The organism is Blautia sp. TM10-2, assembly GCF_003480845.1.
Lineage (GTDB): Bacteria > Bacillota > Clostridia > Lachnospirales > Lachnospiraceae > Fusicatenibacter > Fusicatenibacter saccharivorans.
This window is the reverse complement of record NZ_QUJZ01000022.1, coordinates 28759-40026: the sequence shown is the minus strand read 5'-3', so window position 1 is coordinate 40026 and position 11268 is coordinate 28759. Positions and strand designations below refer to the sequence as shown.

The following is an 11268-nucleotide window of genomic DNA, read 5'->3' as shown; positions in this document are numbered from 1 at the left end:
TACAATTCAAAAAAATTTCAAAATTCTCTTGACTGTTTATAGTTTGTCACCTCTGGACGATCAAATAATTTATACCGTCATTTTTGAACCACATTTCGGGCAATATTTCCACTTTACCTTCGTGTATTCTGCGCTGCATCTACCCGTTTCAACCGCTTCGATACTCTCGACCTGGAATCCGCACTTAGAGCATTCGGCGTGGATGTAATCGTTATGTTCTGCCCTGTTCTTCCACCTTGCGGGATATTCAAAACTCTTTCTCTTCATCGTAAGCGCATACTCTTCATCCAGGAACTCAAGTGTGTACTGACCATCCGCCGGGCATACATCTTCAAATTTTTCTACAAACCACTCGAATACGGCTCTGACAGCCGTCTCTGTCACATCCTCTTTGCCGCCGATCCATTCATCCCCGCGGAGGTTTCCGTAATAGATCCGGCCGGTAACCGGGCTTACGCCCATTGCTTTTTTAATCTCTTTTTTCATGCTTTCTTCTCCATTCTGTAAGATATTCTTCCTGCTCCCGGTCCTCTTCCGGATCCTTCGGACGCTCTGGCCGGTTCAGTAACCAGGCAAACAGGCCAACCAACACACCGCAGAACACGATAATTCCAACTACTGCCATCTACTCCTCCTCTCTGCCCTTCCAGCAGCGTTCCAGTTCTTCCAGGACTGCCATGCATACCCGGTCTACAAAATCCCCATTACCGAATGATTTCGCAAGCTGAGAGCATTCCTGGACGCTCTCAGTATAGTCCTGTTCTTTTCCTGGCCGATTATAATACTTCTTGAAAAATCGCCAGACCTCTGTAAAGAATTTAAAATAATTCATCATGGTAGCTCCTCAATCCGGATATAGATACCAGGCTTCTCCGCCCAAAACTTTTCAGTAATTTCAGATGCCACCAGCGCATCATCCTTCCAAAAGCCTACCAACGTCATGCAGTCTTTTAACATCTTCTGCAGGTTATCGGTGTCAGGCTTTGTGATCCTGTACTCTCCGTCCTTATGTCCATTCTTCGGGAAACACCACTTGGTAATCAGCCTTACGCCCGTTCTGTACGGTGCCATAATGCGATACTTGTACAAGTTGCCAATCAATTTCTCCTTAGCAGCTTTCAGTTCCGGCGGATCATAGAACACAGGTCTGCCATTCACGATTGTGACCTTGTGCTCCTGGTGTGTTATTGTTGGCGGTTCCATCGCCATAAAAAACTCTGTCATTTTTCATCATTCCTTTCCTGCGCGTCTGTGCTGGGTGGGTATGCTCCTAACCCGTTGTGGGGGCGTACTCAATCGCCCCACACTTAGGGTGGGCATGCCCGCACATTCCCGCCCGATTAGGGTATATATTTATATACAGGTGCCGGGCGGGCATTCCTGTCACCTAAAAAACATGGTGTCGGGCAACTTTCTGCCCGATGCCCGTTACCATGATCGCGGGCATTCCCGTTACCTATGTTGTTTTAGGTGTCGGGCATTTGCCCATGACCTAAAATGTTTCAGGTATCGGGCAAATACAACGTGTATCTTTATTTACCATAAATCCGATTTCTTTTAATGAATTTCGAACCGTTTTTTCCTCCGGATATTTCTCGCCGGTTGCTTCTGCATCCGATTTCAGGACTTCATACAGCTCCTTTACCGTCGGATATTTGTCCTCATGCGTAAACCGGAAATTTTCTATCGCCATCTTATATTTTTCCTTTTTGGCTTTACGCGCTTGCTCTCCTTGTTTCTTTCTGGCTTCTCTACCTTTCTGCCATGCCGGTTTGTCTGCTTCCAGTTCAAGATCTTTCAGCACGCCGATCTGATCCAGGCAGTGAACCGGATACTCAAACCACATGTTGACCGGTTCGAACTTTGGAAATTCCCGAAGTGTCCCTTCGATTCTCCATGCCGTATGGGCCTGTACTGCCGCTTTTGTCTCGGTGATCTGCTTATCCAGGGCTATCTTCTGCCACCGGTCCAGATGCGCCTCGCAGTAGCTCATCATCTGCGCACTGCTCAGTAAATCGTCCTGTGAAAGATCATCCTCCCACTTGAAATGCGCATCCAGATAGTCCATACACGCCTTGCAGATCGCTTTGTTTTCTTCCTGTTTCATCAGTGCTTCCGTAGGTTCCAGTTCGATCAGATCCAGCAGGGCATCCGGATCACGGGCAAATACACCGGAGCCAGAAGCACGGTCCATAGATTTCTTTCCGCCCTGGTTTCCTTTACTGTGATGATGGCAATAAATCACCGCGCATCCAAGCTCTGTGCAGACTTTATCAAATTGGTTACAGAAATTCGCCATCTGATCCGCGCTGTTTTCATCTCCCGTTATGACTTTATAAATCGGATCAATAATAATAGCCACATAGTTCTTCTTCGCAGCACGCCGGATCAGCTTTGGTGCCAGCTTATCCATAGGGACTGATTTACCACGCAGGTTCCAGATATCAATATTCTGCAGATTATCCGGCGTAAAGCCCATTGCTTCGTATACATCCTTAAAACGGTGCAGGCAGCTTGCCCGGTCAAGCTCCAGATTGACGTACATGACACGTCCCTGTGCGCAATTCCACTGCAGCCACTTCTTTCCTTCTGCTATGGCTATACACAGCTCAATCTGCAGGAATGACTTTCCCGCCTTGGATGGACCGGAAATGAGCATCTTGTGGCCTTTTCTCAGGATCCCATCAATCAGACACGGCGACAGCTCGGGGAGGTTATCCCATACACTTTCCAGCCCTTCCGGCTCCGGCAGATCATCGTTGACACCCTCAATCCATTCGTACCATTCATTCCAGGACTGTTTTCCGATGTTGGTATCTACGATGAACTGTTTCTTTTCACCACGCTGCACTCCTGGCATTCTGGAAAGTCTCGATGGATTCCGGTTCTGTGTATCCACGTCGATTCCGTTTTTCTGGCAGACTTCATACAGATAATCAACCCGTTTTCGATACTCGTTGTAATCTGCCGCATCTATCCGCACAATAGCATGCAGGCTCTTTTTTCCGGAATATACCAGGCAGGCGATCGGAAGTTCTAGCTCCCGCAGGATAGCATTCTGCTGTTCCAGCTCCATATGATCTGACTCTACTAAAGCATACCGGTACTCTGTTACATTTTCATTTTTACAGCCGTTTCCGTCCAACGGATTGAAGCGGATCCACGCCCCCGCTTCCGGATTGTAGTCACCAAGTACTGCGCCAATGTCCCCTTTACAGTCGTTCAGCAATTCAATCAACTGTCCGGCAGTACGGTCCCAGCTGCCTTTTTGTGGCAGCCAGCGCGTACCTTTTTCATCTGTCTTTTCCCAGCTTCCAGTGACGTATCCTACGTTTTCTCCTGCTTCAAACAGTGTTTCCAGATACGTGATCAGCTGCTCCGCCGGATTCCAGTTGGAAGGCTCCTGTATCTCTTTCCCTTCCAGCCAGTTTTTATCCACAACAACACGATCACTGTCCACCGCGATACTGTCGTTCCAATCCAGTTCATGGCCCTTCTCCGGAACCCATCCATGATCCAGGGCAAGCTGTACGATCGTGCCGCCGGTTACCGGTGAGGATGAGCCGGAAAAGGTTCTCCATTTTTTCTCACATTCATTTGTATGATATCTGCCGTAATCTTTCTGGCTCCAGGCATCCCACACAGAAACCGGATACCCTTCCTGTTTCAGAGCCATTCCAACAGAACACCATTCCTGATAAGTAAGCTCGGATGGATTGATATGTTCTATAATTTCTGTAAGGCTCGTCCTCTGTTCCATACTCTTTAAGCTCCTTTATATTCTCTCGGGTTGATATCCATTGGAATCCGCCAGCCATTCGCTGCGATCCTGTCGATCAGATTCTTTGCTGTTTCAAACTGCCAGGTTCCTACATGCTCAAATCCCCTGCTTTCCAGAAAACGGATCTGTTTTGGTGTCGTCAGCCCCTCCGTGCGTCTTTTACTCAATCGATCCAAGATCTTTTCTGCTTTTCCTGCATTCTCGATTTCATCCGGCATAATGCCCAGCTTTTCCAGTGTCTTTTTCTGCTTCTCAGATGGCGGTCCCATTTCCCACCCAAAAGAGGGAACATAGCTGGACAGGTCTTCCGCCTGGATGGACATCTCAAACTGCAGCGGATCCACCAGTTTCTTTTTGCGCTTCTTCATTTCTGCAAGCTGCTTTGCTAAAGCTTCTTCTCTTTGTGCTACGACATCCTCAGATGCTTTCTGTTCTGCTTCTTCTAAGTCAACCGGCATGCCTGCTTCTTTTTCCAGATTTTCTGTCATCTGCTGGGCTACTTCTTCATTTTCGCAGATCAGGCTCGCCGGATGGCACAGCTCATGCCGCTCTGTGTGCCACAAAAAATCAAGCAACAGTAGATGGTCTTTTCCTGTTTCCGGGGACAATCGGGTACCGCGCCCCACCATCTGACAATACAGGCTCCGCACCTTGGTTGGTCTGAGAACCACAATACAATTCACAGACGGGCAATCCCAGCCCTCTGTCAGGAGCATCGAATTGCACAGCACGTTATACTTCCCGGCATCAAAATCTTTCAGAATTTCAGCTCTGTCCTGGCTGTCTCCATTTACTTCTGCCGCCCTAAATCCATACTGATTCAGCAAGTCACGGAATTTCTGGCTGGTCTTTACCAGCGGAAGGAATACCACTGTTTTCTTATCCATGCAGTATTTCTGCATTTCTTCTGCGATCCCCTGCAGATATGGATCCAGTGCGGTGCCGATTTCGCTTGCTTTAAAGTCTCCAGCCTGCACTGATACACTACTCATATCAATTTTGAGCGGAATAGTCAGTGCCTTGATTGGGGACAGATACCCTTCTTTGATTGCTTTTGGAAGCGTATATTCATAGGCCAGCGATTCAAAATAAACTCCAAGATTCCGCATATCGCCGCGGTCCGGTGTCGCTGTTACTCCCAATACATGCGCATGCGGGAAATGCTGCAGCACTCTCTGGTAGCTGTCCGAAATACAGTGATGGGCTTCGTCGATGATGATTGTATTAAAATAAAAAGGATCAAAGCTGTTCAGGCGTTTTTCTCTCATCAGTGTCTGCACAGAGCCAACTACCACGCGGAACCAGCTCCCCTGACAGGAACTCTCTGCCTTTTCAAGCGCACAGCCAAGACCGGTTGTCTTCATCAGCTTATCTGCCGCCTGTTCCAGCAGTTCCCCTCTGTGTGCCAGGATCAGGACACGATCACCCTGCCGGACACACTCTTCTGTTACTTTAGCAAAAACTACTGTCTTTCCACATCCAGTAGGAAGGACCAGCAGGGTTTTTAACACCCCGCTGTCCCACTGTTCAAAAATAGCTTCTTTTGCTTCTTTCTGATACGGTCTCAGTTCCATTTAAAATCTCCCTGGCGTAAATGCTGGCTTATCCGAGTCTTTCGGATACAGCTTTTCGATGTAATTGAACTTCTTATTTGGATCTTTGATTCCCGGCTTCACGCCGATTTTTGCTCTTGCCGTTTTTCCCGGAAGTGAATTCCAGTCCATTCTGAGCTCTTCGCCCTCTTTTTTCAGGCCAACACCACGGAACAACTCCGACAGCTTCCATTCCAGACTGCTATGTAAGATATAGTTCTCGCGAATTGTAATCTCACGGTCTTGTCCGTGTACAATAAAGTACACGACTGCCATATTGCATGGCGGGAGCTTTCCTTCTCCTTTGGATCTGCTGCGGTCATATTTCTCGATGGTTACGTTGTAATCCCCCTCCGGGATTGGATCAAAGTTCTGGGAATCCTGTTTAATAGAATCATCCCATCCAAGTTCTCTTCCTTCTACTGACATAATCGTTTTCCTCCTTAATTAAATGGAATTTCCTGTTTTTCTTTCATTTCTTTGATTGCAGCATAGACCTGGTCCCAGCAGGCTACCAGAAGCCCCTCGATAATGCCAGGATTTACGACATCGTAATCTTTGATCTTTGTGCCGACCGGAACATACCCTTTCGCTTCTACGACGTTCTCCACGTCCCATTCATCTACGTGATAAGTTTCCATCAGGTCTCGCAGTGCCTTCGGGATTTCCGGATCCAGACTGTTCTCCCCTGCAGGATCCGGCGTTTTAGGCGGCTCATCCAGTGGAAGATTCATCTGTTCCCCAGTTACTTCTTCTGGCGTTGTCGGCTTCGGAGCTTCCGGAACGGGCTCAGGAGCTGACGCCGTTTTAGGTACTTCTGCAGCTTTGTACGGTTTCATATCTGCGGAAGCTTTTCCCTGTTCTATAATGCTCTGAATGACTTTGTAGTCAAACGGAACCTCATCCGGCAGACCGAAACGGTTCTTTGCATCCCAGCAGGCGTTATGTGACGTGTACATGACACGCTCACCGCCCTGCGCTTTCCTCTTCTTTCCCTTGTCATCAACTGCAATGGAAAACGTTTTGTAGTTGGCAAACAGCAGCATGTCCGCCCATTCCTTGATCAGCGGCGATGTCTGGGATGTTGTTTTCTTTCCAAGCTTCAGTTCCCATCGGTCATAAGCTCCCAGCTCATCCGGCTGTTCAAATTTTTTAATCTGCGCATGTGCTGTAAGAACCACGTTGACGCCCGCTTCCACAACTTCTGAAAGCCGATTCAGGAACCGGCCAATCTCCTCTTTTACATAGGTATAGCCGTTTCCATACCCGAAATCCTCGATTCCAAACTTCCGATGCTTATCGCAGATAAACTGGATGCACATAGACTCCGCCCAGTCGATCGTGTCAACCACAAGCGTTTTACACACGTCCGGATGCGTCCGGATGTAGTCCACCTGGTCAAGAAGGTTCTGCCAGCTTGTAGCTTTTGGCAACCGGGCAACATCCATTGAGTTCGTGCTACCCTCAGTATCAATGAACACCGGATCCGGGAATTTACTGGCAAACGTAGATTTGCCAATTCCTTCCGGACCATAAACCACAACTTTTTTTGCACAGGGAATTACACCTTTGATAAATTCCATTAAAATACACCTGCCTTCCATGATTTTTGCTGTGGCTGTTCAGCCTGCGCCTGTCCAACCACATAACCGTCTTCGATTATGATGCTGCACTCATCACCGGTACTTACCCTGGTAGCGATCGCCTGCAGACCTTCGTGCTCCAGCCAGGAGCCAAACTCCTGCAGTGTCTGCAGATCCATCTGCTCCAGCTTATCCAGAAGGACAAAGCCACACTCTGGATTTAATTTCCGGACAATGGCTGTTGATACCATCAATCGTTCAGAACCGGACATGTTGTCCCATTTCTGTCCTTTATACACCAGCTCGCCTTCCTTTACAGAAAGCCCCGGAAGCGGCAGTTCCGCCGATGAAAGCAGATTGGCTTTCTTTTCCCGGACAGAAGTAATTTTCTCCGAAAGCTGATCATACTGACGGCGGTATTCTTTTGCATCATCCTCCGCCTTCTCCTTGTCCAGATTTGCGCGTACCATTCGATTGATTTCCTCAATATTGGAAATGCTGTCTTCCAGTTCCTTGGTGGACTGATCCACCAGATCAGCGGCCGACTTTTCGGCAGTTTCCAGATCTTTTACCAGCTGCAGGTGATGCTGCTTTGCAGCCTCCAGCTGTTCAGACAACCGTTTCACTTCGTCATAAGCGCGTTTGGTCTCTTCCCGGATCTTTCCTGCCTGTTCTCTTTTCCGTTGATTCTCGCCATTCTGAGCAAGGATGTCCTGCTGCTGTCGGATCAGCTCCGAGGCTGACACCAGATCTTTCGGAGCATCCGGATAATACGGCTGTTCTTTTGCAAACTTCTCTTTCTGATCCGCGGTCCGGCCGATGTACAGCCGGTCCTGGTACAGCTCTTTCTCGTCATTCTCCAGTTCAGCCAACTGATTACCAACGCCGATGATCTGCAGCAGCGTCTGTGCCTTTTCCTTTCCGGAGCTCTCCATGAACTTCGGAAGATTCAACGCCAGAGATTCGACAAAAGTGTTCAGCAACGACTGTCCGGCTTTCTGACCACTTGGATCTGTTACCTTCAACGCGCTGTTTTTGCCTTTACGCTCAACGATCAAACCGTTATTTAATACGATTTTTAAGTTGGGCGGAATGATGGATCCCTCACGCGTTGCATCTGATGGTCTGAAGTTTTCGCCACCCAGTGCCCATGCGATGGAATCCAGCACCGATGTCTTACCCTGGTTGTTTCTGCCGCCGATGACGGTCAGACCGTTTGCCGTCGGTTCCAGTTTTACTGCCTTGATTCGCTTGACATTTTCAATTTCAAGCTTATTGATTTTCACTGACATCTTTCTTATCCTCCTTGCCTTTGTTAAAGTAATTCCACACGGTCCCCGCACTGCAGCCCATTTCGTCTGCAATCTTTTCATAGGACCATCCGGCATTTCGAAGCGCCGTCATTTTGCCGGTATCCAATTTTTTCTTACGGCCCTGTCCTGCAGGGCGCTTCGGGGGGGCGTTGGTTTTGCCTCTGCTTTTGGATCCGGCTCTTTCTTTGGCCGTTCTTCCGACTTGGTCTGCATTACCGCAAACACAGCACCAGCCTCAGCGGCCGCGCGCACATCCTGCATGGTCATACTGCTGATGGCAACCGGATGCATGACGTAGATATCATCACGCATTCCGTGCATCGTCAGATCCACGGCCTCCGTATATTCAACAATCTGCATCATTCTCCTCCTTCTTTCACCGATCCGCTCCGGATCCACGCCGCAAACACTGCGTCCCGGCGCTCTTCTTCCCGCTCTTCCTGCTCCTCGCGGCAGGCATCGACGTAATCGCCGATTTTCTTGCCAGCGAGCGCAAGAAGAAACATCCCTGCTCCCAGGGCGGCGCGGCCCCACAGATCCGAATCCACGCCGCCGATGTAAATCCATGTACCAACCGCGCCGATCGCCAGCGCCGTTTTATCTGATCTCTTCATTTCTGCGTCCTTTCATACCCCATCGACTCCACCGCGGCTTCCATCCGCTGGCGGACAATCTCTTTTACTTTCTCTTCTCCAAGTTCCTCTGCCGTATACTGCTGTCCTCCGATCGTGATCCGAGTAACAACCATGATTTCTTTCATAAGGCATCACCTCTTCCTTATCTCCTTATCGTATGCAACCCGGCTCCGTAATGATTTTCTATTGATTCGTAACCATTTTTGAGCTATTATGTAGTTGCAAATTTGTTTTTTGCTATGCGTCCCGCGGGAACTGGTCCTTCCTGTGGGACTTTTGCTAAAGACATCATTGACACGAAAGGATAAACAATACCATGCGCTTTTTAGCATTATTTCTTTTAGTTGTTGCATATAAATTTCTTACAAATTTAATGCATTATTTTAGAATCAAAAAACTACAAACATATTTTTCTGAATTTCTTGAGCATAAACGCAGCGATATGAATCTCTATCGTCAAGAAGTACTTTCCTTGTTTGAAAAAGCTCATGTCAAAGATATAAAAATCCCTGTATCCGAGCATATCGGAAATCGAAAAATTGTTTCGGGAAATGTAAGTACCTTCTCTATGTTTCCGAGCACACGAACCGAATTTTCTGTCACTGTATTAAACATGTTCGAAGAGGCAGAAGGCGTGTTCCGCAAAAATATGCTTGATAGTTTTAATCCGTTTTACTGGATTGATTTAATCGTTTTCCTTCCAAAATCATTACTGTCTTATATTGGAATATCCTCTGAAGTTACCGCTTACAAGATATGCAATGTCCTATTTACCTTCATCTGGTGGATACTCGGAATTCTTGTTGTTTATTTCAAACCCCAACTCCAAGATTTCGTTATCAAACTGGTGCGAAATCTTTAAAATGAATTTTGACAATATAACAAGCCCTTTTGCATTCCCAGTCTCTGCTATTTTCGCTTGTGAAGATAGCAGATTTTTTATTGCCTGTTCTCTTATAAATGAACCATAATTCATTTTCAAACAAATTCCTTTCTTTTGTGCTACAGAAGGCACTTCGCATCAACCTCAAGCGCCGCTGCGATGCGGACTAAATCACTTACTTTAATCAGTTTCCGTCCGTTAAGCATATCGCTCAGCCCGTGTGCGCTATATCCGGCCTTTTCAGAAACATGTACCTGCTTCAGCCCTTTTTCAGCGATGATCCGTGCAATGTTCTCAGCTACCGGACTGTTACACTCCGTTATCGTCATCGCTCATCCCTCCTACAAATTTATTCACGAAGTAGATCTGTGCCTTTCCGGTTGCCTTCGGCGTTCTGGTTACGATGTTGCAGCCATTTCCGTCAATGTGCGTACTCTCTTTGATCTCGAACAAGCCCATGTTCATCGACTTCTGCGTTGGCATGTTCCAGTCGGAACCTTTTCTTTTAATCAGGTATCCATGGTTTCGCAGATACTCGAACAATCTTTTCTGCCCGATATCCACGCCGTTCTGGCGCAGGAGCTTTGCGAGATCTCCGATCAGGATGGAACTGGTGCTTGCTTTCACCGCATCCGCGAAGATTTCCTTCGGACGCATGCGCTCGACATCTTCCAGCAGACCGGCGTTGGTTTCTTTCAGCTTCTCGATCTTCTGATCTGCCATTTTCAGGGCGCGGGCAAAGATCTGCTCCGGGGTGTTCCAGGCCTTTTCCAGATCAATGAAGTATTGACGGTACAGTTTACCTTTTTCGGATCTCTGGATCATGCAGATCTGTTTGGCCATGTCTACGGAGATCTGGTAGTCAACTGCTGGTCTGCCACCTATTTCTGAGGTTTTACTCATTTTTGAGTAAAAGTCTTTTCCGCTTTCAAAACCATATTCTGTCATACGTGAAAACCAATCATTAAATCTCGTATTGATTGCTAAGCCGCTGTGCAGATCTCTCGCCGACACGGTTGGTTGTTCCATGTCGTAATTAATAGGAATCAACATTTTCTCCATTTAATTTACCTTCCTTTTTAATTTTATACGGTTGAGCTTTTCTCAACTATGTGAGTAAAAAAATAAGCATGAATATCCGACTCTGGGATGTCGAGTACAGAAATCGCATGTTCCATTTCTTCCTGACCCCAGTCGACCACATTATTAAGCTTATTGCTCACAGACACTTCAGAAATTCCCAACCGCTTTGAAAATTCTGCTTGAGTGCCAAATTTTTCTTTTATTCTTCCTCTTAATTTTCTGTAATCATAAGAGTGTGGCATTCGTTTTCCTCCTCCTTTCCGGTTGAGTTTTTCTCAACTGCATTTAGGATAGCACCGCGCCGCTCGTATGTCAATACATTTTTTAAGTTTTTCTCAATTTTTATAAAAATATATTGATATTTTCTCAACCTTGCTTTATAATTCGTTTTAAAGAAC

General features: G+C 47.1%; 17 protein-coding genes. 1 reads left to right on the top strand and 16 read right to left on the bottom strand.

Annotation, left to right across the window (positions count from 1 at the left end):
• Window positions 1-69: 69 nt before the first annotated feature.
• The 13 genes from DXD92_RS17935 to DXD92_RS18635 all read right to left on the bottom strand — a co-directional run bounded on the left by DXD92_RS17935 (window position 70) and on the right by DXD92_RS18635 (window position 9029).
• Window positions 70-486: a DUF7446 family protein gene (locus DXD92_RS17935; RefSeq protein ID WP_118641255.1), complete on the bottom strand. Its 417-nt coding sequence runs from the start codon at window positions 484-486 to the stop codon at window positions 70-72.
• Window positions 470-625 (bottom strand): hypothetical protein, encoded by a 156-nt coding sequence (locus DXD92_RS18640; RefSeq protein ID WP_158581808.1) that lies wholly within the window; start codon window positions 623-625, stop codon window positions 470-472. Before DXD92_RS18640 ends, DXD92_RS17935 begins: the two co-directional genes overlap by 17 nt.
• Window positions 626-832, bottom strand: coding sequence for a hypothetical protein (locus DXD92_RS17930; protein WP_118641253.1), 207 nt, complete (start codon window positions 830-832; stop codon window positions 626-628).
• The gene (locus DXD92_RS17925; RefSeq protein ID WP_118641251.1) at window positions 832-1224 is read right to left on the bottom strand and encodes a RusA family crossover junction endodeoxyribonuclease; all 393 of its coding nucleotides are present in this window, start codon (window positions 1222-1224) and stop codon (window positions 832-834) included. Before DXD92_RS17925 ends, DXD92_RS17930 begins: the two co-directional genes overlap by 1 nt.
• Before the next feature lie 268 nt (window positions 1225-1492).
• Window positions 1493-3760, bottom strand: a complete 2268-nt coding sequence (locus DXD92_RS17920) for an AAA family ATPase (protein WP_118641249.1) — start codon at window positions 3758-3760, stop codon at window positions 1493-1495.
• Between the two features lie 5 nt (window positions 3761-3765).
• The gene (locus DXD92_RS17915; protein ID WP_118641247.1) at window positions 3766-5355 is read right to left on the bottom strand and encodes a DEAD/DEAH box helicase; all 1590 of its coding nucleotides are present in this window, start codon (window positions 5353-5355) and stop codon (window positions 3766-3768) included.
• Entirely contained in the window at window positions 5356-5802 is a 447-nt protein-coding gene (locus tag DXD92_RS17910; RefSeq protein ID WP_118641245.1) for a hypothetical protein, read from the bottom strand.
• Between the two features lie 14 nt (window positions 5803-5816).
• Window positions 5817-6956, bottom strand: a complete 1140-nt coding sequence (locus tag DXD92_RS17905; RefSeq protein WP_118641243.1) for an ATP-binding protein — start codon at window positions 6954-6956, stop codon at window positions 5817-5819.
• Entirely contained in the window at window positions 6956-8248 is a 1293-nt protein-coding gene (locus DXD92_RS17900) for an AAA family ATPase (RefSeq protein WP_118641241.1), read from the bottom strand. The genes DXD92_RS17905 and DXD92_RS17900 overlap by 1 nt, the downstream gene beginning before the upstream one ends.
• Window positions 8229-8360: a helix-turn-helix domain-containing protein gene (locus tag DXD92_RS19785; protein ID WP_118641239.1), complete on the bottom strand. Its 132-nt coding sequence runs from the start codon at window positions 8358-8360 to the stop codon at window positions 8229-8231. Before DXD92_RS19785 ends, DXD92_RS17900 begins: the two co-directional genes overlap by 20 nt.
• Window positions 8357-8632 carry a hypothetical protein gene (locus tag DXD92_RS17890; RefSeq protein ID WP_147399314.1) on the bottom strand — a complete coding sequence of 92 codons (276 nt, stop codon included), beginning with the start codon at window positions 8630-8632 and terminating at the stop codon, window positions 8357-8359. The genes DXD92_RS19785 and DXD92_RS17890 overlap by 4 nt, the downstream gene beginning before the upstream one ends.
• Window positions 8629-8883, bottom strand: a complete 255-nt coding sequence (locus DXD92_RS17885; RefSeq protein WP_118641235.1) for a hypothetical protein — start codon at window positions 8881-8883, stop codon at window positions 8629-8631. Before DXD92_RS17885 ends, DXD92_RS17890 begins: the two co-directional genes overlap by 4 nt.
• Window positions 8880-9029, bottom strand: a complete 150-nt coding sequence (locus tag DXD92_RS18635) for a hypothetical protein (protein ID WP_158581807.1) — start codon at window positions 9027-9029, stop codon at window positions 8880-8882. The genes DXD92_RS17885 and DXD92_RS18635 overlap by 4 nt, the downstream gene beginning before the upstream one ends.
• A 191-nt stretch (window positions 9030-9220) precedes the next feature.
• Here DXD92_RS18635 and DXD92_RS17880 point away from each other — a divergent pair, with 191 nt between their 5' ends.
• Window positions 9221-9766, top strand: a complete 546-nt coding sequence (locus DXD92_RS17880) for a hypothetical protein (RefSeq protein WP_118641233.1) — start codon at window positions 9221-9223, stop codon at window positions 9764-9766.
• A gap of 140 nt (window positions 9767-9906) precedes the next feature.
• Here the strand turns inward: DXD92_RS17880 and DXD92_RS17875 are convergent, their stop codons facing one another.
• The 3 genes from DXD92_RS17875 to DXD92_RS17865 are packed head-to-tail and all read right to left on the bottom strand — an operon-like array spanning window position 9907 to window position 11112.
• On the bottom strand, window positions 9907-10116 hold the full coding sequence (locus DXD92_RS17875) for a helix-turn-helix domain-containing protein (RefSeq protein WP_118641231.1): 210 nt from the start codon (window positions 10114-10116) through the stop codon (window positions 9907-9909).
• Window positions 10097-10849 carry a phage antirepressor KilAC domain-containing protein gene (locus tag DXD92_RS17870; protein ID WP_118641229.1) on the bottom strand — a complete coding sequence of 251 codons (753 nt, stop codon included), beginning with the start codon at window positions 10847-10849 and terminating at the stop codon, window positions 10097-10099. The genes DXD92_RS17875 and DXD92_RS17870 overlap by 20 nt, the downstream gene beginning before the upstream one ends.
• Before the next feature lie 23 nt (window positions 10850-10872).
• Complete coding sequence (locus tag DXD92_RS17865; protein ID WP_118641227.1) at window positions 10873-11112, bottom strand: DUF739 family protein; 240 nt, start codon at window positions 11110-11112, stop codon at window positions 10873-10875.
• Window positions 11113-11268: the final 156 nt, after the last annotated feature.

Excerpts from the sequence above, each read along its gene's own strand:
- DXD92_RS17915 (WP_118641247.1), bottom strand. The coding sequence starts at position 5,355 with ATGGAACTGAGACCGTATCAGAAAGAAGCAAAAGAAGCTATTTTTGAA.
- DXD92_RS17880 (WP_118641233.1), top strand. The coding sequence starts at position 9,221 with ATGCGCTTTTTAGCATTATTTCTTTTAGTTGTTGCATATAAATTTCTT.
- DXD92_RS17890 (WP_147399314.1), bottom strand. The coding sequence starts at position 8,632 with ATGATGCAGATTGTTGAATATACGGAGGCCGTGGATCTGACGATGCAC.
- DXD92_RS18635 (WP_158581807.1), bottom strand. The coding sequence starts at position 9,029 with ATGAAAGAAATCATGGTTGTTACTCGGATCACGATCGGAGGACAGCAG.
- DXD92_RS17865 (WP_118641227.1), bottom strand. The coding sequence starts at position 11,112 with ATGCCACACTCTTATGATTACAGAAAATTAAGAGGAAGAATAAAAGAA.
- DXD92_RS17930 (WP_118641253.1), bottom strand. The coding sequence starts at position 832 with ATGAATTATTTTAAATTCTTTACAGAGGTCTGGCGATTTTTCAAGAAG.
- DXD92_RS17885 (WP_118641235.1), bottom strand. The coding sequence starts at position 8,883 with ATGAAGAGATCAGATAAAACGGCGCTGGCGATCGGCGCGGTTGGTACA.
- DXD92_RS17925 (WP_118641251.1), bottom strand. The coding sequence starts at position 1,224 with ATGACAGAGTTTTTTATGGCGATGGAACCGCCAACAATAACACACCAG.
- DXD92_RS17910 (WP_118641245.1), bottom strand. The coding sequence starts at position 5,802 with ATGTCAGTAGAAGGAAGAGAACTTGGATGGGATGATTCTATTAAACAG.
- DXD92_RS17935 (WP_118641255.1), bottom strand. The coding sequence starts at position 486 with ATGAAAAAAGAGATTAAAAAAGCAATGGGCGTAAGCCCGGTTACCGGC.
- DXD92_RS17900 (WP_118641241.1), bottom strand. The coding sequence starts at position 8,248 with ATGTCAGTGAAAATCAATAAGCTTGAAATTGAAAATGTCAAGCGAATC.
- DXD92_RS17905 (WP_118641243.1), bottom strand. The coding sequence starts at position 6,956 with ATGGAATTTATCAAAGGTGTAATTCCCTGTGCAAAAAAAGTTGTGGTT.
- DXD92_RS17870 (WP_118641229.1), bottom strand. The coding sequence starts at position 10,849 with ATGGAGAAAATGTTGATTCCTATTAATTACGACATGGAACAACCAACC.
- DXD92_RS18640 (WP_158581808.1), bottom strand. The coding sequence starts at position 625 with ATGGCAGTAGTTGGAATTATCGTGTTCTGCGGTGTGTTGGTTGGCCTG.
- DXD92_RS17920 (WP_118641249.1), bottom strand. The coding sequence starts at position 3,760 with ATGGAACAGAGGACGAGCCTTACAGAAATTATAGAACATATCAATCCA.
- DXD92_RS17875 (WP_118641231.1), bottom strand. The coding sequence starts at position 10,116 with ATGACGATAACGGAGTGTAACAGTCCGGTAGCTGAGAACATTGCACGG.
- DXD92_RS19785 (WP_118641239.1), bottom strand. The coding sequence starts at position 8,360 with ATGACGGCGCTTCGAAATGCCGGATGGTCCTATGAAAAGATTGCAGAC.